This is a genomic window from Paenibacillus sp. MER 99-2, from assembly GCF_023714095.1.
Lineage (GTDB): Bacteria > Bacillota > Bacilli > Paenibacillales > Paenibacillaceae > Paenibacillus.
The window spans coordinates 350,055-376,076 of record NZ_JAMAUZ010000002.1 but is presented as its reverse complement, the minus strand read 5'-3'; the positions used below and the strand labels follow the sequence as shown (position 1 = coordinate 376,076).

Below are 26,022 nucleotides of genomic sequence, written 5' to 3'. Positions count from 1 at the left end.
CCTTAATCCTTCATGCCTGAGCTTGCCATCGTCTCAATGATGCGGCTCTGCGAGAAAATAAACAGCGTAATTGGCACACTCATCAAGATCAATGCAACCGCTGCACCTGCTCCGGCACGGGAAATTCCGCCCTGAATGATCTGCCCTGCAGCATAATGCAAGGTCTTCAACTGCTCACTATAGATATATCCATTGCCATCGCTTCCCCACAGCATCTGGAATAACAGAATAATCAAAGTAAGCCACGCTGGCTTCACATTCGGCATGACGATCGACCAGAAAATGCGATACTCACTTGCGCCATCAATCTTTGCTGCTTCCAGCAATGCATCCGGAATCTGTTCCATGAATTGCTTCATGAGATACAGACCTAGCGAATAGGCAAATGCCGGAATGATAACAGCCCAATACGTATCGATCCATCCTAACCATGACATGATCATATAGTTCGGGATTGCCGTCACGGCAGGTGTGAACATCAGGGAAAGTACAACCACCTGAAACATGAATACTTTGCCCGGGAACTTGTGTTTGGCAAGTGGGTATGCTGCCGCAGAAGCCAGTAGCACGTGACCCACGATGCCGATTCCTGTAATAAATACCGTGTTGAAAATATAACGTGAGAATGGAACCCATGAATCGCTAAGCAGGTTCAGCAAATCGGTGAAGTTGCTTAACGTTGGGTTTTTAACAAATAGGGTCGGTGGAAAAGTAAAGATCTCATCCAGTGGCTTGAACGCATTGTTGATCGCATAGATGAGAGGCAGTACCATAAACGCACCGAACACCAGTAGAAGGGCAAACAGGGAGATGCTTCCGGATAATGAGCGGTTCACCCGCTTTTTGGCTGTTGTAATGGCGGCCATATCGTTACTCTCCCACCCTTCTCAGCAGTTTCTGTACCAACAAGTTCGTGCCCACCATAATCATAAAGAGCACTGTCGCAATGGCTGAGGCATACCCCATCTCGAACCGCGTGGTACCAAAATCAATCAAATGCGTAACCACCGTCTCAGCGGCATAGTTGACACTTGGGAAACCTGCAAGTGCAATGGATACATCCGCTACAGCGAAGGAGGTCGTTAATTGAATCACCGCACCAAACATCAGCTGTGGACGCATCGAAGGCAGCGTAATGTACCATAGCTCCTGCCAACGGTTCTTGATTCCATCTACAGCCCCTGCCTCATACAACGTCCGATCTACCGTCTGCAGACCTGCGATAAACGCGAGGAAGCCTGTTCCAAGACTGAGCCACAATTGCACCAGGATGAGGATCGGCATAATGTAGGCTTCCGTCTTCAGCCATTGGATCGGCTCAAGCAGAAATCCCCATTTAATTAACAGACCGTTCGCAATCCCGTACCGATCGCCCGAGAAAATCATCAGCCAGATAAAATAGACATTGCCCGAAATGGAGGGCGCGTAGAAAATCAACGTCATAAACGCTCTCCATTTCGGAGTCAACTCATTGATAATCCAGGCAAAAACGAAACAAGCAATATAACTGATCGGTCCTGTAATGATGGCAAACAGCAACGTATTTTTGATCGCAATCAGAAATACGTCATCCTCCAGAAATAATCGGGTGTAGTTCTGCCAACCAATAAATTTCGGAAATTCCAGCATGTTAAAGTAGGTGAAGCTCAATATGATTGAGATGACAACGGGAATCACGGTGAACATGGTGAACAGGATCATATAAGGAGCGAGCAGTACATAGGAATGTTTGCTGGCCTTCATTTCCTGGAGCTTCCAGCTCCACCATGATTTCATGCCCATTCTCGGCGTTTTCTCAGGAGGACTGTTTTGTCCGTCTCGGAGTGATATTTGTGACACTGTTAACCCTCCCTCTGCTTACGGAAGACCAAATTCATTACGCTTGATCCGAATCTCGTCCTGAATATACTGGGTATAGTCCATGATGGATTCTCTTGCTTCCACCTGACCTACGACGGTTTTGTAAAACGCATTAAACAGATGGCGTCCTGTAAAGTAACCGCCTGGCACTTCAGGAATACCCTTCACCGTTTCGAATTGCGCCTTCAAATTAGCGTAATCCTCAGCAGGCCATGGAAGTGAATCCAAAGCTTTTATATTCGCAGTCGGATAACGTGCAGCGGCTCCCATCAAACCTTCCATCTCACGTCCGAATTCCGCTTGAATCGGTGTACTGGTCCACCATTTCATAAATTCCCATGCAGCCTCTTGATCCTTCGCACTCTGTAACATCATGACCGCAGTACCACCACCCGGCGTATCGCGGTTCAGTGTTCCATCTTCCTGTACGGTTCCCGGCACGGGCACGAATCCCCACAGGCCACGAATCTCAGGTGCAAAGACAGATAGCTGGTTATACATCGTGTAATCCGTCAAGCCAATAGGCATCTGCCCGGTACGGAAGCGATTGGCAAAATCATATTCTCGTTCCAGCTTGTAGTCGGTGTAGAACTCCGTCCATTTTTTGAACGTCTCAATCCCGATACGAGAATCCAGATCCGATTCCTTATCATTATTTCGATAGAACGCACCGCCATTTTGCAGCAGCATCGTTGCATACTGTGAGTTCGGCGGAATGTTGACACCTTGCATGTTCGCCTGCGTTACAATCGGCATGCCAAATTCCATATGATTTTTGCTCAGGATCGCAAGTAAGCTCTCGACATCATCCCACGTTTGAGGCACCTCAAGACCGAGCTCAGCAAGCACATCTTTACGATAAAATAACATGTTGAACGTCTGCGTTTCGGGGAGTGCATATACACCAGAATCATAGGCATATGGGACAATCGCACTTTCCCTAAACTCCTGTTCCACTGCGTCATAATCACTAAACTGTGTCAGATCCATGGCTGAATTCCGCATCGCAAAGTTCACAGGCAGGTCATTGCCAATCTGCATCGCAATGTCTGGCCCTTCGCCTGATAACGTAGCTGGCAACAACGTACCCATATTCACCAGCTTCAGATTGACATTAATGCCGCTCTCAGGGGTGAACGTCTCATCAATCATCGCTTTCATTGTGTTCGCTTGATCTCGTCCGCTACCGATCCAGACAGTCACTGTCCGCTGATCTTCGGATGTAGCAACGTTTCCGATCTGGTTATAATCGATGAAAAATGAGTTGTAGAACGTTTTCGCTTCATGCCCGATTTTGGCCATTGGCCCCATGCCCGTTTCAGGAATGTTACGATCTAGCGAGGTGACATAGAGTGCATCAATCTCCAGTGGTTGCTCTCTCGCTTGCTGCACCCATGTACCGAGTCCACCTGTATTTGTTTTGTAAGCAGCGAGTCTTCTCGGAATGGTATCTGGCTTCTCAATCATCTCATCGAGCTGTTGCGCCATCGTTTTGATCAGCGCCTCCTGATCACTCGATTGACCGGATAAGATGCGAAGCTGAGCGGCAACTTCCTTCAAACGCTCACTCTCTCCACTGAACACTTCCAGCAGATTCGGAATCTGCTTCTCCACCCGGTAATCCCTGAACTCATCAGGCTTAGTACCTGTGATCATCAGAATTCGCCGATACATGGAGTTCAGATTGTACAAGCTATCCTCTACATTGCGGATCAGTGGTGCGAAATCGCCTAGGCTATTTTCTAGCCGAATGACATGTTTTCCCTTGTCCAGCAAGAACTTATAAGGCTCATCTCCGCCCATCACATCTACACGATAATCGCTCTGATACCGAAAAGGAGCTTTCATCATCTCAGCAAATGGAACCTCGCCATCAATGGTTAACTTGCGGGTGGAATAGATCCCTTTCACAAAATTTTGCTGCGCCGTAAATCCGATATGATAAAGTCCATCCTCCGGCACATCCACTTCCCATTCAATCCATTGTCCCGGCAAACGCCAGTTATAGCCGCCAATCGTATTGATTCGTACCTGGGAAGCGCTGTAAGGAGACACTGCTGAACTTGATCTTTCGCTAGTTGGATATAACGTTGGAGAAGACTTGGCAACGGCAGCCTCCCCTTCTATGCGAATGAGCACATCCTTCGGTTGCGGGAATGAATCGCTATTCTGCGCTTGTGCCATCTCCGAATACGGAGCTACCGGTTTGTCATTGAACAATCGTAAAGAACGTAATACCATCGGTTCCCGAGAGGATTTCAGCGTTAGTGTGTGTTCCCCTTTTTCCAAATAAAACTTGAATGGTTCTTGTTCGTAACCGTCTGAATCCTGAAAAGTTTCTTCTACCCAGCGCGGTTTCTCCACCTGTTTGGGACGAAGATCATTCCCTTGATTATCCTGCTGAACCTCATCTTTCTCATTGCTCCATAACCGATCAAACTGCAAATAGGCGGCTTCCGCAAACGGAAGTTCACCATCAATGTACAGTGCACGTTCAATCGCGGAACTCTTGCCCTCTACAGGGAAATACGTTGCAGAAAGGTTGTACCATCCCGATTCTGGTACGCTGATCATCCAGTCGACCTCTCCGGTCTCACCGGTATGTAGCGATGTTCCTTCCAGGCCCTCGTAATGATCGAGTGTCTGCACCTCGCCGCCACTGGCTCGTGTATACTCCCCAGCTTCAATCGTTATATCCACATTCGGCCGAGCAGCTTCGCCTACCTTAGACAAATATTGCTCATACCCTTTTTTCTGCCTTGTCTGCTGCAAGATAGCATCCACTTCAATGGCCGGCAAACCGCCGGGTGGAACATCCGCACTTTCCGCATCTGTCCCCGATGTGAAATAAAAAATCACCCCGGCTGCTGCGATGACCATTACGGCAGGCAGGATCCATTTCTTTCGTTGTAGAATTCCAGCCATCCTACGAGTCCTCCTCATCAAGGCTGATGCCAGCGTTCCTCTTTTGGGATTTAGGAAAAGGGGTACTCCTGCATCTTAGATACGAGGTACCCCAACCCAGGACGTGTCTGAAAATTCGGCCAAATCTGCTTCCTTCGGAGTTTTCAGACCAACCCTAATTATTGCTGTTGTTATTGTTTACTGAGCTTATCCACAGCAGCTTGAGCCTGTGCTTTATACTTCTCTGCTGTTGCCGTAACGGAAGCATTGTTTTTGATGATATCGTTTACATAATCACCGATTGGATAACCCGCATAGGCATCATCCAGCAAGATGCGACCTGTGCCAGCGATATGCTCACGAATCATCGCGATGTCCTTCTCGTCTGAGTAGAGGCTTTCCAGGTAATCTTGACCTGGGTACTCTTCAATCTGTGGAATGTCGAAGGTCTCTTCATAGATTTGGTAGACAATCTTCGGATCCTCTACCCCTTTAGGAATGAACTTCGCTGCTGCCGCATTGTTTGCATACGTTACAGACTTATCGCCCTGAGGGCCGTTCGGAATAGGTACGACTCCAGCTGCAAAGGTCAGATCTCCTAATTGCCATTCGGCAGCAGTGAACAGAGCAACGTCTCCATCCTTGAATGTGTTACTCTCTTCCCAATTCGTTTTGTCGCCCGTTTTCACTTTCACAACATTCTCGACGTTATACAGGCGCTTGATAAATTCAGCCGCTTCAATCGTTTTCGGATCAGACAAGCCTTCTTTGGAATTCCCGTCATCTACGATCGTACCGCCATTGGCTGCCGTAAAGTGACGCAGTGCATCGATTACCCAGCCAGAATATCCATAGACATCAATTTTGCCATCGTTATCTGTATCTTTGGTTGCCTGTTTAGCAAGTTCCATGAACTTATCCCAAGTCCACTCGCCGTTGTTATACAGTTCCTGTGGATCAGGCAGCGACAGCTTCTTGAATAAGTCGCGGTTATAGTGAAGACCCAGACCAATACTTGTCGGTGAGTCAAATGCGTAATCATTACCTGCAATAGACGGGAATCTCGTCATCAAGTTAGCTTCCTGATTGATATTGTTCTCACTCGTGGTAAATTCAGAGATCGGCAATAACTGCCCTTTGAGAACAGCCGGGAGTGCAGATTTATATTCCATCTGTACAATATCTGCGAACGGCTCGCCAGCAAGGGCAGTCGTTGTGAATTTGTTCATGTACTCTTCAAACGGTACATTCACGAATTCGATGGTCACGTTGTATTTCTTCTCAACCTCAGCAATTTTATCCAAACGTGCTTTGTCGGACGCAGTCTCTCCAGCTGGTTTCAAATCCCACCATGCTGCAACCTTAATGACACGGCCATTCAGATTCGGAACATCCGCTGCAGGTTCTTCAACTTCCGTGCTTGCTTCTACCGTTTCTGTCGTATTGCCAGAATTCGTCGTACCTTCCTGTTCACTGGCTGTCTGTGCTGTTCCCCCTCCACTGCAAGCGGATACAAAAAGCATGAACACCAATAAAAGAATAGGAAAAAAGCTCCGTTTTCTAATCATGATTAGAACAACCTCCCCAAATGTGTTTACAAATCATGGCCAAACCGAAACCGATGCACCCCATATGCCCTAAAGAAAATACATGACCACCACCATTTGTTATTTTCTCGTTTGGTTTTAACAAACAAAATTTAACATAGCATAATGTAAGCGTCAACATTTTTGTTGTTAACATTTTCTAATTCTTCTGTTAGAATGCAATTACAGGGCATAAAAACGCTTATTTTAAAGCATATTATCCATCTCACCTATTGAGTACACACGAATAGAGAACCAATCAATATTTTTGTTTTTGTTATTTATTTAAAATAACAAAACATAATTTTTTAGACAAAATTCGCCTTAATTCTCGTGTAACCTCACTCATCTTAGCATTTCACAATCCGTTTAAACCCACCTAGAGCTATCCACTTGAAATGTCTGTCTGTAATTCGATTCAGGGAAATTAATCATGTATACTAGAATCAGTTTCATAATTCGTTGTAGACAATACGGCAGAACTACGAGTGTAAGGATGGTATGATGAAGACGAAGGTAACAATCCAGGAAATTGCACACTTTACGGGCTTGTCGAAATTTGCGGTTTCACGCGCGTTATCTGGAAAATCAGGAGTAAGCGACCAGACACGGGATGTTATCCTTAAAGCCGCAGGCAAGCTTGGATATTTCAAAGATAACGCTGCGTTATCGGGGGATGTCCACAATAGTAATGATCTTAATGATCCACAAAACATACGTTGGAGCGGAACGATTTTAATTTTGTTTCCTAACGTCCGTTATCAGAATCAGGAATCCGTATACTGGGGCCCCGTCTTTAATGGGATATCCTCCAGGCTTAATCAGAAGGGTATTAATATACTGACACTGACAGAGCCTTCTGCTGACCAATTATTTACGTTATTAAATCCGGATGCCATTCGAGGCATCATTACGGTAGGCTCCATCTCCACACCGATCCTGCTTGAGATTAAACGTCTGGGTATACCTGTCGTGATGGTCGATCATCTAGATCCCGTCTTCCATAGTGACAGTATTTTCACGGACAATTTTGCGTCCATGCGTGACATTATGCTCTATCTGCTTCGAAAGGGATTCAAACGTTTCCAGTTTGTAGGCAACATCCATGATGCACACAGTTTCTATGAACGCTGGCTGGCTTACAGCTCAGTTCTTGTGGGACACGGGATTGAACTCAACCAGATTCCCGAGCTTAGCAGCCCGGATCTTGAGGACTTTCGCAAGACCTTCAGTTCGCAGTTTAACGAAACCAACTTACCTGAAGTATTTGTGTGCGCCAATGACTTTTATGCCCTCTCTACCATTCAGACGCTAGAAAGTATGGGCATTCGCGTACCTGATCAGTGTGTCGTCACAGGCTTTGATAATGTATATAACGACATTCCTATGCTCGCTAGTGTCAACGTCAACAAGGAGTTACTTGGTGCACGCGCAGTGGATCAGATGTTATGGCGTATTGTGAATCCTGAAAGTAATGTGGAAAAAAAGCTCATTCTCGCAGATGTTATTATTCGAGAACAGTTCGGCCGGCATAGCGGTTGATCTATACCACCGTCAGCCCCATGGTTCTCCTAAGAATGCATGCTTGTAATCCTGTAGCTCTACATGATTAGCGATAGAATCCATTATCGGCTGCTGACATGCAAGTATTAGACTGCATCTTCAGATTTGGACATGTTAAACGATTGTTATCATACTCATGACAAATACCCCTAAACCATTCATGAATGGCTTGGGGTATTTACGCTTGCATTTGCAGTTTAACTTCTTTTCTTCCCGACACCCAGTCGCATGCTTAGGTATCCGTTCTAACATCATCCCACTCTTGATCTAGATAACAGATTAACCAATTCAACGCCCGGTGTCGTTCGTAGGCTACCCCTCCATTCAGACCCGCAGGTGGTGTAGTCCCTTTCACGCGACTGTCTACACAGACCCAGTTATACCGATAGATTAAATCTGCAGCGTCTAGGATTTCACTTGCATCACGGAATGAAGCTTGAGATACAAAGTCTTCAAACGTGTCACATTGCTGCAAATATCCTACCGCTTGTCCCACGTTACATAGCTGTGTTGGAGCACCTAACTCTTGAACATAACCAAGTGCCCACAGCATAACATGATAAGCTTCATATCCCCACGAGAAGGAGATTACCTCCTGCTGCTCCGCCCCATGTTGTTGAATAAAGCTTCGCTCGGCTGGCGAGAAGAATGAACCTGCATCATATTTATCGATAACCTCTTGGACAAGCGCGGCGGTATCTTCTGCACTTTCACCAGCACCCAAACATTCTCCCTTGAGAGCCGCAAGACATAGAGCCACTGCACGTCTTGCAACTTTATCAAGAGATCGAATTCTCGTATGTTCCTCTCCAGCTCTAGAAGGCAAATGTGGATTAAATGGAATGCCCTGTTCTGTTAAAATTCGTTCAGATCGCTCCTTACGCTGAATGCCAGATGGCGACTGTGGCTGCGCTTCATCCAACAGGCTTGGATGTGCGGTTACTGTGTAATCCTCAACTTCTGAATCACCGTTCGTATCAAGTAACAGTTGTCCTTGAGCGTTCAACAGAGAGCCACCGCCCCAGAAGATGAGCGCATCGAGTTGATCCGCGAGTTGCAACAGCTCATTGAAGAAATCCTCGGATATGTCCTCATCTGTCTCAATGCCAATCACCATATTCAAGGTTGAGCATTTGATCAATACTTTTTCCTGGAGAAGAGGACGGTTTGCATCAATCTGGCCAAGAAAATTCATCATGCCTTGCATCATGGTTGTAAATTGCTCCGGATGCGTTCGACTCGTCATGATGTTGAATCCTTTGATTTTCTTGCTAAACCACTTTTTCTGAATTACGGTAATATGTGTTTTATCTTCATTCAGCTCGATCCGATCTTGGGGATACAATGACCGAATAAGTTCATGAAGCTGCTCTAAGTCAAACTGTGAGCTGTATAAGGCACAATTTTTCAATGGATTCACCTGCTTTAGATATTAATCCTTGTACGGATCAAACTCATTGCCCCCGGCCATTGCCACGCCAACCGGACGCAGAATATGATTCACTTTCAAGGTACTTGCATGGGCATGGAGCACATCCTGCAGCTTCTTATACACGAACGGACTTTCATCCGTTCCTGCACCACGCAGCTCTACGCCATACGCACGGATGGCTTGTTGCATCTGTTCTTCACTAATCTCTCCACCCATACGTGTGCGAAGCTTGTAATTCATTTTGCCAGCAGCCTGTGTACGGCTCATAATCCGTCCTGCTCCATGGACAGTGCTCCGGAAAGATTCCGTATTCTCATCACTGTGAATCCCTTCGACAATGACCGAGATATCTCCCATGCTACCTCCAACAAAACCAAGCTGTCCTGGGGATAACGGTGTTGCACCTTTCCTTACCACGACAGTTTCTTCGCCAAAATGATCTTCTTTCCAAGCAAAGTTATGGTGGTTATGGACAGCGTATTCGCTGCGAACTCCGAGGATATCCAGTACCTGTTCGATGACGTAGTCACGTCCTGCATATGCATATCTACCCGCAAGTGTCATCGCCTTCCAGTACATATCACCCATCTCGCTACCTAGATCAAACAGTGTAGGAGGCTGATCCATCGACTCACCAGGCGCTTTCCCGCTGAATTCACGCCCTGCTGCCAAGTTAAGGAAACCACTCGCCACTTTATGACCGAATCCACGACTTCCGAAGTGATTGGCAATCCACACCTTGCCCGTAGCTTCTTCCACGAAAATATCCACAAAATGATTACCACTGCCCACGGTTCCGAGTTGGTTGCGTGCCAGCGTCTTTAACTTCTGCTCTAGCTTAGGCTCGATGGTGTCAAATAGCTTCCAGCTCGTATCATCAAACAATTCGTGGTCAATCGGTGTAGGATTGTTCCGTCCCACCCCAAATGACACGACCCGGTTAATCTCATCCATTATCTTCGCAATCCCGTGAGCAATATCGTCCCACATTAGATTTGTACGTACCGCCTTGTTGCCACAGGCAATATCGTATCCCACACCTGAAGGACTAATCATATTACGGTAGGCGACCACACCACCAATGGGTTGAGAATATCCTTTATGATGATCCGCCATTAATGCCACACCAAGCACATCTCCATACTGCGAGCAAGTAACAGCCTGACTCACTGCATTCTCCAGCGGTTCCCCCCAAACTTTAATGTTATCAATCACACGCATGATATATAAAACCTCCTTGTACTCATAAGACATTTGATAGCAAGAGCTCTGTATATTTTACCAACATTTGTAGATTATCGGCAGGGCTTACGGAGATCAGCTAAAGTGCTTCCGGTACCCCTGTACCTTCTCATCCTTGAACCCTAGCTTCTCATAAAACTGATGAGCTTCCTTCCGCTGGTCACCAGATACCAGAATCATATAACCACATGCGAGATCTCTCGCAATCCGTTCGATCTGTAGCATTAGCTTTTGGCCGATGCCCTGCCTGCGCACCAGCTCAGATACAATCACATTTTCCACCACCATAAATGGTTTGCACTGACCTACCAGATCCATACACTCAATGCCCATCACGGAGCCGACCAGCTTCCCCTCATGGAATGCTCCAAGGATATAATAATGCCCATTCTGTTGAATATATCGAAACATCTTCTGCATCTGAACCTCGTTTGTTGGTGTTCCCATCAGCTCATTGTATAAGTGGCTTAATGCTGGCAAATCCTGAAGTTCAATAGCTCTTACGGTTACCATGATGGATTCCCCCTGTTGACCTTAAACGATGAAGCAAGCTCTCATTTAAAGATCTTTCTTAAAATAGTAGTGTGTGTGCCCTGTTGGGGCATTCTCAATAACTGTCGTTACTGTGTACCCATGCTTCTTGTAAAATTCCGGCGCTTGAAAAGAGAAGGTGTTCAGCATAACAAAATCACACTGCTTCTCGCGTGCAAGCTGTTCCACCTCAAGCAGAAGCTTAGAGCCATAGCCCTGATGACGCTGATGCGGATCTACCCACAGAATATCGATTTCAAGCCAGTTCCAGCACAGTGTACTGAGTATACCGGCCACAATCTCGCCAGACTCATTTTTCACATGGAAGTTTAGTTCCTCATACCGATCTCTGAGTTCAGTCGATATATGACTTGCATTATACGCTATTAATTGCTGACGAACATACTGAGAATCTTCTGCAGTACTTGAATTTAAGTTATAATTGGACATCTTTCTTTCTACCATCCCTTCTATTAACCTCGTATCTTATCGCCTCAGCAGCGAAGCTTTTTTCCATATGTAATGAACTCCACCTGATCATTATTTCGCTAAACTTCCTCGATCCTCCTTTTTTTCCATTAGTTAATGACTAGAGTGTGTCTTATAACTCCGAAATAGCCTTAGCTTGGCAATCCCATAGGATACAGAACTAAGGCTAATTTATTAGTGTCTGGAAAAGACTCTCTTCTCCTAATCACTGATCTACAATGACTCCATAATCACACGCTTATAATACAAGACAGATAATAACCCAAACATGGAATACAGCATTGTATATACAATCATCACGATCACCATCGGTGTCACGAGTTCAGTTCCGAAGAAAAACCAGCCTGACTTCACGGCAAAGTAACTATGACTCAATCCAATAACTAACGGGATACCGAAGTTAAATAACTGCTTCAGTTGAATGCCACGTAATAGATTAGCTTGGGTGAAGCCGAGCTTACGTAGTATCGTATAATTCGGCTTTTCTTCTTCACTTTCGTTCATTTGTTTAAAGTATAGAATACATCCTGAAGTAATCAGGAAGGTTAGACCTAAGAAACCTACGATAAACATAATAAGACCCATATTGGTGCGCTGATTGTTTCGAATTTCGATCTGAGCAAAATTAGGTACATGCAAGTCTAGTGCCGTATATATTGTGTAAGCTTCCTCCACCTGAGCCGAGTTCAGAATCTGCACACCATAATAATCGGCTGTGTCCTTCTCCTGAAGCTTAGGATCGAGATCCTGTTGAAGCTGTTGATAGACCGATTCGTCCACCACAGCGACCGGTGTTCCTTTCGTATAATACGTAGGGAGCACTCCCTGCTTCGAGGTTCCAATTAACTCCTGATCGATGCTATGCTTCATCCCATGCAGAACAATAGAACCTTTTTCCCGTATCGGAATTAATTGCCGAACGACGTTTCCATACCCCATAAAGACCACTTCACCCGGGGTGAGATCCAAGTCATCCACCATCTGGTCGCTCACGACACTGCTGTACAAAAACTCCTTACCTTGAGATTCATTCATGATATCTTTTCCATCAATTTCAATGAAGATCGATTGTCTGTGCTTTACCTCATAAGCAATCTCTCGCTGATCCAATTCAGCTACAAATCGATTCTTTACATTCGCTTGTGCAAACGAAAAATCCTCTGGCACACTCTCGCGCGCTTGAGCTTCTGCCGAATAATATGAAATGTATGTTAGAGACAACATGCCAATGGCAAGAGCCGAGACCGTTGTAATAATGGTCAGCAACAAGGCATTCGACTTCATGCGGAACATAATAGATGATAACGATAACACCTCTTGAATAGATAGGTAACCCTGTTTTCTTTTGCGAATCAGATTAAACAGAAAACTAACGGAACCTTTGTAGAACAGATAAGTGCCCAATATAACAGAGAACAGGATCACAAGCATCGTTACCATCAATTGCTGCATATCGAGTGCGGCTCCACTGAACAATTGGGCTGACAAGACATAGCCGAATACGATGAGGATAATGCCTAATACACCTACGATAACCTGCCCCGTTGACATCTGGCTTTGTCGCTGCTCCGAGGTTGAAGAGACACGAAAGAGCGAAAGAATACTCTGTGCTCGAATGAAGGTATAGTTCATCAACATGATCAGCATGTACAATACGACAAAAACAATGATCGTCTGCACTAACGCCATCGGAGAGAAGACCAACTTCGTAATGGCATCTACACCAATAATTTTAAATAAAATCATTAGGATCAGCTTCGATCCAAGGAATCCGATCAACACCCCAATAATCATAGAACCGAAATAAAGAATGAAATTCTCTACACTCAAAATTCGAAAAATCTTACCTTTGGTTAATCCAATAAGCTGAAACAATCCAATCTCCTTACTGCGACGTTTGATAAAGATCGTATTCGCATATAACAGAAAAATGGCTACAATGACGATTAATAACACCGATGATGTACCTATCGCAGCTGCACCTTTAACGGAGTTCTCCACTTCAGTCATGGATGAATCGTACTGTAATGTCACAAATGAGAAATATAAGGCAACGCTGAAAATTAGTGCAAAAACATAGAGATAATAATTTTTCAGATTTTTGCGCAAATTGCGAATAATGATGTGGTTTAGACTCATTGCTGCACACCACCCAGTACACCCTGCGTTTTGATAATATCATTGAAGAAGGTCTGACGTGACTCGTTCCCTCGGTTCAATTGGGTATAGATCTGACCATCGCGAATAAAAATAACTCTGCTACAATAGCTCGCAGCTCCCGGATCATGTGTAACCATAATAATCGTCGCCTGATGTTTAGTGTTCATATCACTGAGCTTACCAAGCAGATCGGAAGCTGACTTGGAATCCAATGCTCCTGTCGGCTCATCTGCAAAAATAATACTGGGATCATGAACGAATGCACGTGCAGCCGAAGTCCTCTGTTTCTGCCCGCCCGAGATTTCAGACGGATATTTATCCTTTAGTTCAGCAATGCCTAATTCCCCTGCAATGTGGTCGAATTTACGATGCGCTTCTTGTTTCGCTATACCCGTGACGGATAGTGGAAGAAGTACATTTTCCTTTACCGTAAGTGTATCCAGTAGATTGTACTCCTGAAATATAAAACCGAGATGTTGTTTACGGAATTCAGCAAGCTGCTTCTCCTTCATCCCAGTAAACTCCTTGCGTTCAATCTCTATAGCGCCTTGACTGACACGATCAATTGAGGACAGAACGTTTAGCAAGGTTGTTTTACCTGACCCGGAAGGTCCCATAATGCCAACAAACTCCCCTTTGCGCACCCCTAGATCAATACCTCTTAACACCTCTTGTTTGTTAAATTTATCTCCATACATTTTATATATTTTCTTCGCTTCCAAAATGAACATGTCCCACTCACTCCTCCTCGATATGCTTCTAGCATCCTTTGTAATCAAAAGCGGCTCTCTGAACAATTTTTATCATAAGGGGAACGGGATTATTTATCCTTCGATTGATCTAACAAAACCAAAAAGCATGTGACATTATCGTCACATGCCTGCAAGCCGCACCATTTCATTCTCTCGTGGAAAGGTTAACTGTACCGTTGTGCCTTCTCCCGGAACGGAGTACACATGAACATCAATCCGAAGAGCCTGCGCAACCTGCTTCGTTAAATACAGTCCCATACCCGTAGCCGTTCCTTCGAGCCGCCCATTAGTGGATGTGAAGCTTTTATCAAAAATACGCGGTAGATCCTGAGCCTCTATGCCTCGCCCTTGATCCTGAATGGTAAGTACAACATGCCCCTCATGCTCTTCACTCATGATAACAATATCGGAGGAATCACTATATTTCACTGCATTACTCAGAAGCTGGCGAATGATGAAGCTTAGCCACTTACTGTCTGTCAGTACATGAGTGGCAGATAAAGATACATCGAACCCAATGCCTTTGGAAATACACCATGACTTTAACGCTCGAACCTCACCAACGATTACAGGCTCAATCTCCGTATTTTCCAAAAACAAGTCATTGTGCATAAACGGAATGCGTTTCTGATGAAGCTGTTGATCCAAGAGCTGATGTATACGCAACCATTCATACGTCATCTGTGCCCGCAAGCGATCGTCAGGCATCCGTTCAATCATTAGCTGTAATGCCGTCAGTGGCGTCTTGACCTCATGAATCCAAGAGAGGATCTCGTCCTTCTCCTGTTCTAATGATAGAAAATGAGAAGTTGATTCCTTCCGGTAACGCTCGGTTTGAGAAGCCACAGCATTATGTATAATGCGTTCATACGGACTATCCGCTTGATCCAGCTCGGCGAGATCATATGTATGATCCCAAGCAGTCAATTTTCGGTAATAACGCGTCTCTTTCGGGTATCTCGCCCAGATAAACACAATACATATGACAACCTGAAGCAACACGATATAAGCCAACGCTTCAAAAGGAATAGATGTATCCATATAAGCCACAAACAAAGTGATGAGCTGTATGAAAATCAGGAGCAACAACCAAGTCAGCTTCTCACGTAAATACTGCCTAATCATATATTTGCCTCTTCCGTAGCCTGATAACCTTGTCCCACATGAGTTTCAATATACGAATCTAAGCCAATAGGTTCCAGCTTCTTCCGCAATCGATTCACATTCACCGTCAACGTATTGTCACTAACAAAATGCTCATGATCCCACAGACTACGGATGAGTTCTTCACGGGTCACAATTTGATTTTTGTGTTCGACAAGCACTTTAAGAATCAACATTTCATTCTTCGTTAATAGAACTGCTTGCTGATCGCGAGTAAGCGCATTTTTCACATACTCAATCGTTGCACCTCGCCAAGTTCGTAATTCTACTCGCTCTGTATTGTAATTGTACACGCGCCGCAGCGTCGCCTGGATCTTCGCAATCAGCACTTCAAAGTGGAAGGGCTTCTGCACAAAATCGTCAGCACCCAGATGCATAGACATCACCATATCCGTAGGATGATCTCGTGAAGACAGAAAGATAATAGGCACATTGGAATGCGCCCGGATCAATCGACACCAGTGAAATCCATCATATTGCGGTAGCTGAATGTCGATGATGACAAGTTCAGGCTGAATACTACTGTATACCTCCATCACTTTGCCAAAATCCTGCACACCATAAATATCATATGACCACTGGCTCAATCGTTCCTTCATTTCATTGAATAAGGATTCGTCGTCCTCGATAAGCATAATTTTGAACATTAGATTATTTAATCATTCCTTTGTCGAGCAGCAGTTGGTACATATCCATGCTCTCACCATCCTCAGGATCCGTATATGTGATCAGATAAATGCTATACGATTCGCGTGTCTGCTGGATTTTGAAGGCTGTTCCAGGTCGGAGCCAGTCAGGTGATAACTCAATCTGCTTCACAGCGTTTGTTCCGACAGCCAGATAGTTCCACTCCGTTGAAAACGTTGGATCATCCTGAAAAGTAAATGTCTTAAATCCGCCCTTATTCATCCATAAAATGTGCGCAAACTTGGCATCTGGGGTCTGTCCGCTGTCGAATAAAATCTTCCAAAAACCAAATCGATTGCGTTCCAAATAGAGCAAAATGGGCTTATCCTCTTCTCCTGCCTCAATTACCTTGTATTCAAGCTGATTCGCATTATATCCCTGATGGTAAGTAGAGTATGACGTTGAATATCCTCCCCAAGATAAAGCAAGCTTCAAGCTGTTGGCTCTAACGATCAATAGGGTTATTGCAGCAATAATCAAGAGCGATAAGATGATCCAACTTATTTTCTTCAAAAACTCACTCCTTGGTGGCGCAATTCGGACTGAACCTCAGACAGACTATGTTTGCTATTTCAGTTGGGCTAGAAGTCGCTCAGCGACATCTCTCGCATCTTGCAGTTGACCTGCTTCATAAGCTTGACTGAATAGTGCAGACAGCGCAAATTCCGCTTCGCTCTTACCTCGTGCCACAGCCTGCAACGCTGTATCGACCATACCTGGGTCAAATGTGAGCACTTCAACTGGATTTACCGCGCCACCTTGTTCTGCTGCAAGACATTGTGTGAACATGTTCATTCCTGCTTTGGCTGTGCAGTACGTTCCCATAGCGGGCGCTGGATATTCCCCTGATGCAGAAGAAACATTTACAATCTTCCGTCTTACATTCATAGCATTGCTATGGCGAATAAAAGAAGAACTTAATATCATGGGTGCTACCAAGCTAATATTTAAGCTCTGACTGATCTCTGCGGCATTACATTGATCTATGGGCTTTAGCGGTTCAACCATGGCTGCATTATTGATTAGTCCAACAAACTCCGCTTCCTGCGCTGAAACCTGTGCCAGAATGCGAGTCATCAGCTCATCGATTCCCGCATGATCACTAAGGTCATACGTGTAATGTGTATATTGAGAATGATCTATTAACGACTCATGAGTTCCTCGTGAAATACCGTGAACCCAAGCTCCTCTTTCCAATAACACATCTGCTAGCTGCATCCCAATGCCTTTAGAAGTACCTGTGATGATATAATGTTCTGTTTTCATTCGTCATCCTCCTAATTTAAGTGTAAACTACACGATCTATGTATTTATGCGTCTCTCTTCTTCCACAACGTCACCCATAGGATGGGTATGCCAAACTCAGCATCTTCCTGATTCATCGTCTTCATCGGACGTAACTCCACACACTCGAACGATTCCTCCAGCATATAGCGGAGCTTCTCTTCTGTGAATGCTAGACCACCCTTCATTGATTTCTCCCGGTATACATCCCAATCATCCATAACCGTCTCTGGCCCGCCCATACCTCCGAATCCCGGAGCAAAACAAGTCATGCCAAAGTAGCCCCCTGGTCGAAGCGCATTATAGATCATCTCCAGATACGGTATACGCTGGTGGGGTAACAGATGATGCAGACAGCCTGAATCATATACGAGATCATATTCAGCCTGAGGAGATAATTCAAATACAGAGCGACATTCAAAGTTAACGGGGAGTTGTTCTTCCTCAGCTCTTTCTTTTGCCCATGCAATGGCCGTTTCGGATAGATCGTATGCATCCACCTGATAACCTTCACGCGTCAGATAGAGGGCATTTCTACCCGGCCCACAACCAAGCTCTAGAGCCTTGCCTCCAGTCAGCAAACCTGAGTTCACATGTGCTACCAGATTCTCATCAGGCTTATTCGGGAAAAAGGGAATCGGTCTGCTGCGATCTTCATAAAAGGGTTCCCAAAACTGTTTTGCAGAACGAAATTCCGCATCTAACATGTCATATACATCTTGAATATTTTTAATTGTTTTTTCCATTGCTTTTGCCTCCTCATTCAGATGAAAATCTCTTACATAATCAGCATTTCACACATCAATTCCTCAAAATTACAGCACACTCTATTATAACATTTTTACCCATAAGTTCTCTATTTTTCTTGAAAAACCCCCATGATTTATACGTATAAAATGGGCATACAAAAAGACGTCTGAGGAAAGCAAATTGCTCCACTGAGACGTCCTTATTAATCCATATAAAGGTTACTACGTTACAACAATTCTATATACCTAATCGTTCCCTAAGTGAAGTAATATGAGCAACATGGTGTCTGCCGTGCCAGGAATAGAAGCCTAGGTTGTAGTCCAATCTAGTCGTTTCTTGTGAGCCTGGGTGATAGAATGATTTGGCAAAATCCGCATCTGTTAAGGTATGTAACAATCCGACCCACCGGCGGTGTAATGCATCTAGAATCTGCAGGGAAAATTCGATATCCAGTTCCCGTGAATCACTAAGCTCAGCCCAGCGGTCTTCGTAATACGGCTTGATCGTTGGGTTATCCTCGGTCAGTGCCAACTTGAATCGAATCATGCTGTTCATATGACTATCCGCCATATGATGGATCACTTGTTTGACCATCCAGCCCCCGTCCCGGTAAGGTAGGCTCAACTGTTCTGGACTCAATCCTTCTACAGCTTGACGAGCGTTAGCCGGTAACTGTGCAATGTCCTCTATCCACTGTTCTCTCTGAGCTACTGTAATTTCCCCCGAATGTTCAAATGATCCAATAGGATATCTCAAATCTATCATGTATTCCCTCCACACCTCAGTTTAAATGTTAATTTCGTTCTTCTGAATATATAGCATTACACACCTGCTCTTACAGCTTTCCAAATATACTTGCGTTCCTTTACACAAATTCGTCCGTCAACCAGACTTTCATCTAGTTTGGCATGAAATGCTTCCTGAAGTTCAGGCGACGTATAGTCTGGATTTCCTGGCGTATCGGAGAGAAAAAGTGCAAACTCATGTTCATTGGGGAACACCAGAACAGCATCGTTGAATTCTTCAATCGCAATATCTTCATAATGATTATTCAACAACCGCTCCCTCACCTTGCTCACATCACCATGAATACCAATGATTGTTCCGCCTTTGCGAAGCACTCGGTCATGTTCAATGATAGATGTTGGTCCACGGCGATCATAGATTAGGTCAAACTGTTCATCCACAAATGGCATCTTCGTCTTGGTCGTAGCATGTACAAACTCTACATTGCTCACATCAGACGATGCTAGCCCCGACAATGCAATCCGTATCATCTCGCTGGAGTTGTCGAAACCGGTAATGTACGGAGCGTAAGCTGACATTCGCAGTGTAAACTCACCATGGCCACATCCCGCATCAAGTACCGTAGTATGAAGAGGTAACATTTCAATTAACCGTTTCTCAAACACATCTTCCGCTGATTGTCCTTCGACGATAAACTTCGCCCTGCCCCGATACCCTCCGTTACGTCTCGCAATCATGTCGTACCATTCCAGTCCCATCCGATTCCTCCTCCGCATATTCCTTTATTTAACTATATTCGACAATGACCGTTCATTTCCCCCACTATTCCGAGAATTTTATACGATAAAATTTGAAACGGCAATCCGTCACATTCCGTATAAAGGTCGAAGTCGTATTTTTTCCCAGAAATCGAACTGATCCGGAGGTTGAGCAAATGTCATTTTTTAAGAAAATGTTAGCTAGTGTTGGCGTAGGCGCGGCAAAAGTAAATACAGAGTTAGATAACCCAGAGGTTATCCCTGGCGGTGTTATTTCTGGAACGGTATACATACAAGGTGGTGATGTCGAACAGAGCGTCGACCGGATATACCTAAGCATTCACACTCATTACCTACGGGAACGCGATGATCGTAAATTCAAGGAGAAGGCAACTATCGCCAAGTTTTTGTTAACCGATGGCTTCACCTTGCAACCAGGCGCGAAGTTGGAGAAACAGTTCTCGTTTGACCTGCCGGAAAATCTTCCACTCACGTTACATAGTGCTGAGGTATGGGTGGAAACAGGTCTTGATATTGCAAGTGCTGTGGATCCTTCCGATCGGGATTTGTTACGTGTTGTACCCACCCAAGAGATGCGTACCGTCTTAGATGCCATTGACATCCTTGGCTTCAAGTTGCGTGAGGTTACCAATGACTACGCCCCTAAACTTGGCGGCAATCTGCCCTTTGTTCAGGAATTCGAGTTCGTACCAACCAATAAGTTCCGTGGATATTTGGATGAACTGGAGGTTCTGTTCTATCCGATGGACGATTCGTTAGAGCTGCTGCTACAGATTGATCGTCGCGCGAGAGGGCTTAGTGCCATTTTCTCAGAAGCGATGGGTACAGATGAGAGCTTTGTCCGCCTACACCTGTATGAGCGACATCTTGCACGTGGGCCACAATCGGTGGCACAAGGGCTGGAAGAAGTTATTTCGAAGCACATATAATTAATTGAAAGTGATATAGAACGATAGACAAACGATAATTAACGAACATAAACAATATACAAGAAATCATAAACGAACAAGCAGTTCTCCCCCGTTAATCGGATAGAGAACTGCTTGTTTGTTAGCTTACATGTAATATCCCGATCATACCTTTTGCTACTTAAGCATATGCATCTGTACTTTTGGTACTCAGTGTATGACGTACGATCTGGGCAAAATCCTCAAAGGCATCACAGGTGCGCAATCCCTCAAGTAGTTCCTCCTGACGGATCAATTCCACAAATAGATCGTAGATGCCCATCGCTTGCTCATAATCCTCTTTGCATATCGATAACATGAATACCGCGTGTACTTCATTCTCATCATCCCAACGAATAGGCTTCTCCAGCAAACAGACGGAGACAACTGTCCGTGTAGAGCTTAGCTCCAATGGATGGGGAATGGCCATGCCTCTACCCAGAGCGGTAGAAGCCATCTCCTCACGCTCCTGTAATGCAGGCCAGAACCGTTCTGTCACTACACCTCGCGCTGATAACATATCACTCATCTCAGACATGAGCTTGAACTTGTCAGGCTGATCCGTACGATACATGAAAAATTCAGGGTCGAAATAGCGTAGCAACGTCATTTCTTCTTGAGTATCACTAGAACGAACCATGTGCGTAATGGTTGCCATATCGCGTTCTGAAGGAATGGCAGCGATAACAGCCGAAGGCTTGCCCTTAGACTCTCGCAAGCGAATGGTGGAGATCACCATATCCTCGGGAATACTCACCATTTCCTCATATTCACGTAAGGATACTACGCGAGATACCTCAAGCTCCGCAAACAATGAGCGCAGACGCGATTCAAGGATACGTGCTGTTCCATAACCTGAGCCACATACAAGCAGGACGGACTTTCGTTTTCGATGAGGAATCTGATATTTGCGTTCCAACGCCGCTCCGAAGTGCAATGCCAGATAACCAATCTCGCTATCATTAATTTCATAAGGCACATACGTCTGTAGCTGTTTAACCGCACCAATCGTAATCTCATACGCCAGCGGGTAATATTTACGGATATGTCCCAATAGTGGATTACGCATGTTCATCCCATGCTCTAGTCGTGTAATCATAGGTTTCAGATGGGCGTAAAGGTCACGCGGAAATCGTTCATCATCTCTCAGATCATAACTGTATCGTTCATAGACATAATCTAGCATCCGCTGAACGGTAACATATAGAGGATCATCCGATAGACCATCCCAATCGGTAGCTGTCATTTTTTTGCTAATGATATGCAATAACAGATAATCGCACTCTCCGGCAGAGAAACGAATGGAGTACAACTCCTCCAGATCCTTAATCATTTGCAGAGAAAGTTCCTGATCCTGCCCACTCGCCTCCACCGTGTCAAACTTCTCTAGCCCATGACCCTGCATCACACGTAGGATCATAACAGCCAAATGTGTGATCAGATCCTTCAGAGCCAGATCAGCAATCCGAACATGCTTATGACGCAAATGTCGCATCACCACTTCCCGAATTCGGGCTGGATCAACAGGCTGTAACAATTGCTCCTGCGCGACTGTAATTCCATCCGGAGCCAATTGTAATTGTTCATCACGCACGTCAGCATATTCAGCGAGACAATACCGGATGTTTTTCTCATCCCCGGTTACCTGCACGCCATATCCAGGCTTAATGCAGAGCTGCAATTGATAATTCTCCAGAATCTGACGAATGATCTTCAGATCATTATTCATCGTTGCACGGCTTATAAACAATTGATCAGCGAGGTCTTCCATTTTGATATGACCTGGTTCGTTTAGCAATTTAAACAATTCAAATCGTATTCTCTCCTCAGGCGATCCAGGCATAGGCAAGCTTCCGGATTGAAGATTGTGCCGATTTTCAAGCAGCTCATCATAACTCGAGGGCTCATCAACTACGATGGAGTATCCTTTGCCTCGTTTGGATTCCAGTCTGCTTCCATGTTGCACAAGGATACTCTCCAACTTCTTCAGATCGTCCCGAATGGTTCTCACTGTGACCTCTAACCTCTCCGCAAGAGCCTGGCTTGTCCATGCCTGATCCTGTCCTTCACCATGAAGAAGGAGAAACAACTTCTGCAAACGTTTGTATGGAAAAATCATATCGATATCCGACCTCCTCTCTGATCCGTCTAAGCTGAGCATTCGATAAAACGCATCTGTTTATATCTGACTGTGAACAGTATTTATATTAATCTGCCTTAGATACAAGGATGGTCATCAGCTTGCAATGGGTAAGCTCAGGTAATGAGATGACTTGCTCTTTATCCGCAATAACCTGTGCAGGCTCTAAAGACTGCTCTGCCAGGGATACTCGTTCCACCGAAACCGATTGATTAAACTGAACTGTTGCTTGTGCATTTTGCTTCAAGTACGGGTTGAATACGCGGATAATATATCCATCACTATGCTCCGCTTTCTTGAACGCGCTGAGTACAGCATTGGATTCCTCGTTAAAGGACATCAAACTATAGTTCTGTGGCAACGTACGCTCTTCATCACGGAAGGCGAAGATCAATCGGCCATTCAAAAAGTCACATAATTGATAGCTGGCGATCGGTGTTAAATATTCACGCGCAACATGCGCTACCCTCGCTTCATCCAGTCCAGCATTGTGGATATACAATGCAAACGAGAAGCTCAGCTCACCTAGCAACTGGGCATCTGGTGTAGCAACGATTTTCTCTCCTGAAGCTCGCCCCGGGCGATACACGAGATTTTCTTTACCCATGAAACCAAACGTACGGAACAAGGTCAAGGCAATAGTATCCATCTTCTCGCCTACAATCTCGTACTCACGCACTCCTTCGGTGATCACTACGATGCCACGATTACCGTCATTTAGTCCCGCATAACTCTGCATCGCTTCAATCGTGATCGGCTTCTCTTGCCACTTCTCACGTTCCCACACCTCTACCTCAGGTAAGGACGTAGGACGAGCAATGACACCAAAAGGCTGATCTGCAATGGACAAGGAGGAAGCAAGACCTGTATCAAAGAGTACACGTAGTCGGTGGCTAAGCACCTGATTTTGTACCTGAACCTCAAAGCGGATCAATCGCTCACCCTTACGAAGTCCTACTTGAACTTGGATTGGTAGTTGTCCCGAGCTTATACCCGCTTCACGTTCATGCAGATCGGCAGGCACATTCAGTGTGCATCCCAGTTGAAGTTCTTCAAGAACGGTTGTCTTCGCTGTAGTCACATTCAGTTTGCTGCCAATGGAGGATACAATAAGATCCCGCTCCGGCGGTGAATAATTATAAGAGTCTCCGTCATCACCATTATCTTCAAACACCATCTGATTGGCATACGTCTGCCCAGAGGTTTTATCTGTAATGGTTAAAGTACCGTTATCTTCAACAACGATGGCAAAGAATTCATTTTCGATATGCTGCTCGTTGCGTCGCTCAATTGTTGGTGCTGTTCCCTGACTAAAGTCAAAGATGATCTGAGTATACCCCATCGCTGGAACCTCTTGCAGTTCTACCAGTAGTTTCGCACGGTATACACGATCTGGGAGATAGACTTTACGACTTGGATTCAGATCAATGTGTTGCCCTAACACATAATCTGTCTGATCTACTTTTTCCACAATCGCATAAGCCAGTTCTCTTCCCTTCGTATCACGAATGACAAACGATTCCTCTGGAATGTACGCCTCAATCTCTGTAACACCCCCACGAACATACGGTAAAGTATTGAACAGGGTAAAGGCAAATGTCTCCTCCTGTTCAATGGTCGAAGCAATCATTCGCATATGCAAATCTAGTAGATTGCGTGCGATATCATTGGCCTGTTTGTAACGGAAAGCAACGTCCTGATTCGTAGTATCACTATTACATCCACCAATGCTATCATGCGCGGCATTCTCAAACATCAACTTCCAGATATCTTCCACAATGCGATGCGGATATTCATGCCCTAGAGAGTGACTGATGGCAAGTACAGGCTCTAAGATGTTCGCAATGAAGTTCTCGATCTGGTTATTCTGTTGCTTGAGATCTGCACGCGTGGAGAAAATAGATTTGTGAATACGCATATGCTTGGCTTCCATTAACTCACCGCGGAGTACCGGCAGATCATGACTGTCTGCTTCAATCTCTGCCATGAAGCGTTCCGGCTCATTCATCACATATTCCCGTTTGTCATCTATTTGATTGAAGCGTTCAATCAATTGAGGCAGATTCAAACGAATCGGTGCTTGGTCGAAGCCGTTGGGGAAGTAAACATGCCGCGTTGATGCTTTGTTCTCAAGCGCGCCAATCTGTTTTTCCAAATACGGCTGCAAATCCTCGGCATCCTCTGGAATGTTTCCTCCATAGTAGTATCCAAATGGCATCTGAACAGCGAAAACTTGACTACCATCCGATCCTTCCCAGGTAAATTCAGTACGCGGATTAGTATTATCGGACACCCCGCGCCAGAACAAGAAGCGTTCAATTCCGAACTCCCGATAAATTTGCGGCATTTGTGCTGATTGTCCAAACGCATCTGGCACATACCCAACCTTCATCGAATGCCCATACTTACGTGCTGTTTCCGTTCCATAGTACAGGTTTCTAACCATGGATTCACTGGAAATGACCAACTGATCTGTTTGGGTATACCACGGGCCTGTCATGAGTCGTTTAGCTGAAACTAGGTTGCGAATACGTTCCTCGTCCTCTGGGCACCAACGGATGTAATCATCCAACAAGGAGCCCTGAGCATCTAGCAGGTAATAATGAAATCCTTCGATAGTTTCCAGTGCATTCAGCACTTCTTTGACATGTTTGACTAGATACACTTTGGAACGGGAGGTGGTGAAGTACCATTCCCGATCCCAGTGTGTGTGTGGAATAACATGCACCTTCGTACGTTCTCTCTCACTCATCTCTGTATCCCTCCAGTTGCTTATTTAGCTCTATATAGTTCAACTAAAAGATGTTTACACTAACCACTCCGATGACAGAACAACCTTCCGATCGCTGTTATCCCCAGTTTTTTTTGATTCCCTTCTATAAAGGGAAAATCCGGGGATAGCATATGCTTTCGATGTAGCTTTCTTTCAGAAAGCTTTCAGGCGAACGCTTCGCTTCTTCACGTTATTTCTGTCCTCTCCGTTCTCGTGTAAAAGTTTAGTTGAA

21 protein-coding genes are annotated in these 26,022 nt (G+C 45.0%); 2 read left to right on the top strand and 19 right to left on the bottom strand.

The window, feature by feature from the left end; genetic code table 11:
* Positions 1-2: 2 nt before the first annotated feature.
* From M3636_RS12695 to M3636_RS12680, 4 genes are all read right to left on the bottom strand, one after another.
* Positions 3-866: a carbohydrate ABC transporter permease gene (locus M3636_RS12695; protein WP_128101020.1), complete on the bottom strand. Its 864-nt coding sequence runs from the start codon at positions 864-866 to the stop codon at positions 3-5.
* A gap of 4 nt (positions 867-870) precedes the next feature.
* Complete coding sequence (locus M3636_RS12690; protein ID WP_128104371.1) at positions 871-1,782, bottom strand: carbohydrate ABC transporter permease; 912 nt, start codon at positions 1,780-1,782, stop codon at positions 871-873.
* A gap of 75 nt (positions 1,783-1,857) precedes the next feature.
* Positions 1,858-4,785 carry an extracellular solute-binding protein gene (locus tag M3636_RS12685; protein ID WP_251382790.1) on the bottom strand — a complete coding sequence of 976 codons (2,928 nt, stop codon included), beginning with the start codon at positions 4,783-4,785 and terminating at the stop codon, positions 1,858-1,860.
* Between the two features lie 170 nt (positions 4,786-4,955).
* Positions 4,956-6,332, bottom strand: a complete 1,377-nt coding sequence (locus M3636_RS12680) for an ABC transporter substrate-binding protein (RefSeq protein ID WP_251382789.1) — start codon at positions 6,330-6,332, stop codon at positions 4,956-4,958.
* Positions 6,333-6,851: 519 nt separating this feature from the next.
* On the opposite strand from M3636_RS12680, the gene M3636_RS12675 reads away from it, so the two are divergent.
* The gene (locus tag M3636_RS12675) at positions 6,852-7,892 is read left to right on the top strand and encodes a LacI family DNA-binding transcriptional regulator (protein WP_251382788.1); all 1,041 of its coding nucleotides are present in this window, start codon (positions 6,852-6,854) and stop codon (positions 7,890-7,892) included.
* A 253-nt stretch (positions 7,893-8,145) separates the two neighbouring features.
* On the opposite strand, the gene M3636_RS12670 is transcribed toward M3636_RS12675, so the two are convergent.
* From M3636_RS12670 to M3636_RS12610, 13 genes are all read right to left on the bottom strand, one after another.
* Entirely contained in the window at positions 8,146-9,333 is a 1,188-nt protein-coding gene (locus M3636_RS12670; protein WP_251382787.1) for a DUF4272 domain-containing protein, read from the bottom strand.
* 12 nt (positions 9,334-9,345) lie between these two features.
* Positions 9,346-10,566, bottom strand: a complete 1,221-nt coding sequence (locus M3636_RS12665; RefSeq protein WP_251382786.1) for an RtcB family protein — start codon at positions 10,564-10,566, stop codon at positions 9,346-9,348.
* A 96-nt stretch (positions 10,567-10,662) separates the two neighbouring features.
* On the bottom strand, positions 10,663-11,100 hold the full coding sequence (locus tag M3636_RS12660) for a GNAT family N-acetyltransferase (protein ID WP_251382785.1): 438 nt from the start codon (positions 11,098-11,100) through the stop codon (positions 10,663-10,665).
* A gap of 45 nt (positions 11,101-11,145) precedes the next feature.
* Complete coding sequence (locus M3636_RS12655) at positions 11,146-11,568, bottom strand: GNAT family N-acetyltransferase (protein ID WP_128101015.1); 423 nt, start codon at positions 11,566-11,568, stop codon at positions 11,146-11,148.
* 252 nt (positions 11,569-11,820) lie between these two features.
* Positions 11,821-13,746: an ABC transporter permease gene (locus tag M3636_RS12650; protein ID WP_251382784.1), complete on the bottom strand. Its 1,926-nt coding sequence runs from the start codon at positions 13,744-13,746 to the stop codon at positions 11,821-11,823.
* Positions 13,743-14,498 (bottom strand): ABC transporter ATP-binding protein, encoded by a 756-nt coding sequence (locus M3636_RS12645; protein WP_251382783.1) that lies wholly within the window; start codon positions 14,496-14,498, stop codon positions 13,743-13,745. Before M3636_RS12645 ends, M3636_RS12650 begins: the two co-directional genes overlap by 4 nt.
* A 141-nt stretch (positions 14,499-14,639) precedes the next feature.
* A complete protein-coding gene (locus M3636_RS12640; protein ID WP_251382782.1) occupies positions 14,640-15,644 on the bottom strand; it encodes a sensor histidine kinase in 1,005 nt (334 codons plus the stop codon).
* Positions 15,641-16,330 carry a response regulator transcription factor gene (locus tag M3636_RS12635; protein ID WP_251382781.1) on the bottom strand — a complete coding sequence of 230 codons (690 nt, stop codon included), beginning with the start codon at positions 16,328-16,330 and terminating at the stop codon, positions 15,641-15,643. Before M3636_RS12635 ends, M3636_RS12640 begins: the two co-directional genes overlap by 4 nt.
* 4 nt (positions 16,331-16,334) lie before the next feature.
* Positions 16,335-16,883 (bottom strand): hypothetical protein, encoded by a 549-nt coding sequence (locus M3636_RS12630; RefSeq protein WP_251382780.1) that lies wholly within the window; start codon positions 16,881-16,883, stop codon positions 16,335-16,337.
* Between the two features lie 54 nt (positions 16,884-16,937).
* Complete coding sequence (locus M3636_RS12625) at positions 16,938-17,636, bottom strand: SDR family NAD(P)-dependent oxidoreductase (protein WP_251382779.1); 699 nt, start codon at positions 17,634-17,636, stop codon at positions 16,938-16,940.
* Positions 17,637-17,680: 44 nt separating this feature from the next.
* On the bottom strand, positions 17,681-18,400 hold the full coding sequence (locus M3636_RS12620; RefSeq protein WP_251382778.1) for a class I SAM-dependent methyltransferase: 720 nt from the start codon (positions 18,398-18,400) through the stop codon (positions 17,681-17,683).
* Positions 18,401-18,641: 241 nt separating this feature from the next.
* Positions 18,642-19,169 (bottom strand): YfiT family bacillithiol transferase, encoded by a 528-nt coding sequence (locus M3636_RS12615; protein ID WP_251382777.1) that lies wholly within the window; start codon positions 19,167-19,169, stop codon positions 18,642-18,644.
* Between the two features lie 56 nt (positions 19,170-19,225).
* Positions 19,226-19,909 carry a class I SAM-dependent methyltransferase gene (locus M3636_RS12610; RefSeq protein ID WP_251382776.1) on the bottom strand — a complete coding sequence of 228 codons (684 nt, stop codon included), beginning with the start codon at positions 19,907-19,909 and terminating at the stop codon, positions 19,226-19,228.
* Positions 19,910-20,085: 176 nt separating this feature from the next.
* Between M3636_RS12610 and M3636_RS12605 the strand changes: the two genes are divergently transcribed.
* Positions 20,086-20,859 carry a sporulation protein gene (locus tag M3636_RS12605; RefSeq protein ID WP_251382775.1) on the top strand — a complete coding sequence of 258 codons (774 nt, stop codon included), beginning with the start codon at positions 20,086-20,088 and terminating at the stop codon, positions 20,857-20,859.
* A 160-nt stretch (positions 20,860-21,019) separates the two neighbouring features.
* On the opposite strand, the gene M3636_RS12600 is transcribed toward M3636_RS12605, so the two are convergent.
* Together M3636_RS12600 and mngB are read right to left on the bottom strand one after the other, a co-directional pair.
* Entirely contained in the window at positions 21,020-22,996 is a 1,977-nt protein-coding gene (locus M3636_RS12600) for a BglG family transcription antiterminator (protein ID WP_251382774.1), read from the bottom strand.
* A gap of 88 nt (positions 22,997-23,084) precedes the next feature.
* Positions 23,085-25,769, bottom strand: a complete 2,685-nt coding sequence (gene mngB, locus M3636_RS12595) for a mannosylglycerate hydrolase (protein ID WP_251382773.1) — start codon at positions 25,767-25,769, stop codon at positions 23,085-23,087.
* Positions 25,770-26,022: the final 253 nt, after the last annotated feature.

Coding starts and splice junctions, on each gene's coding strand:
- M3636_RS12695 (WP_128101020.1), bottom strand. CDS start 866: ATGGCCGCCATTACAACAGCCAAAAAGCGGGTGAACCGCTCATTATCC.
- M3636_RS12690 (WP_128104371.1), bottom strand. CDS start 1,782: ATGGGCATGAAATCATGGTGGAGCTGGAAGCTCCAGGAAATGAAGGCC.
- M3636_RS12685 (WP_251382790.1), bottom strand. CDS start 4,785: ATGGCTGGAATTCTACAACGAAAGAAATGGATCCTGCCTGCCGTAATG.
- M3636_RS12680 (WP_251382789.1), bottom strand. CDS start 6,332: ATGATTAGAAAACGGAGCTTTTTTCCTATTCTTTTATTGGTGTTCATG.
- M3636_RS12675 (WP_251382788.1), top strand. CDS start 6,852: ATGATGAAGACGAAGGTAACAATCCAGGAAATTGCACACTTTACGGGC.
- M3636_RS12665 (WP_251382786.1), bottom strand. CDS start 10,566: ATGCGTGTGATTGATAACATTAAAGTTTGGGGGGAACCGCTGGAGAAT.
- M3636_RS12660 (WP_251382785.1), bottom strand. CDS start 11,100: ATGGTAACCGTAAGAGCTATTGAACTTCAGGATTTGCCAGCATTAAGC.
- M3636_RS12655 (WP_128101015.1), bottom strand. CDS start 11,568: ATGTCCAATTATAACTTAAATTCAAGTACTGCAGAAGATTCTCAGTAT.
- M3636_RS12650 (WP_251382784.1), bottom strand. CDS start 13,746: ATGAGTCTAAACCACATCATTATTCGCAATTTGCGCAAAAATCTGAAA.
- M3636_RS12645 (WP_251382783.1), bottom strand. CDS start 14,498: ATGTTCATTTTGGAAGCGAAGAAAATATATAAAATGTATGGAGATAAA.
- M3636_RS12640 (WP_251382782.1), bottom strand. CDS start 15,644: ATGATTAGGCAGTATTTACGTGAGAAGCTGACTTGGTTGTTGCTCCTG.
- M3636_RS12635 (WP_251382781.1), bottom strand. CDS start 16,330: ATGTTCAAAATTATGCTTATCGAGGACGACGAATCCTTATTCAATGAA.
- M3636_RS12625 (WP_251382779.1), bottom strand. CDS start 17,636: ATGAAAACAGAACATTATATCATCACAGGTACTTCTAAAGGCATTGGG.
- M3636_RS12620 (WP_251382778.1), bottom strand. CDS start 18,400: ATGGAAAAAACAATTAAAAATATTCAAGATGTATATGACATGTTAGAT.
- M3636_RS12615 (WP_251382777.1), bottom strand. CDS start 19,169: ATGATAGATTTGAGATATCCTATTGGATCATTTGAACATTCGGGGGAA.
- M3636_RS12610 (WP_251382776.1), bottom strand. CDS start 19,909: ATGGGACTGGAATGGTACGACATGATTGCGAGACGTAACGGAGGGTAT.
- M3636_RS12605 (WP_251382775.1), top strand. CDS start 20,086: ATGTCATTTTTTAAGAAAATGTTAGCTAGTGTTGGCGTAGGCGCGGCA.
- M3636_RS12600 (WP_251382774.1), bottom strand. CDS start 22,996: ATGATTTTTCCATACAAACGTTTGCAGAAGTTGTTTCTCCTTCTTCAT.
- mngB (WP_251382773.1), bottom strand. CDS start 25,769: ATGAGTGAGAGAGAACGTACGAAGGTGCATGTTATTCCACACACACAC.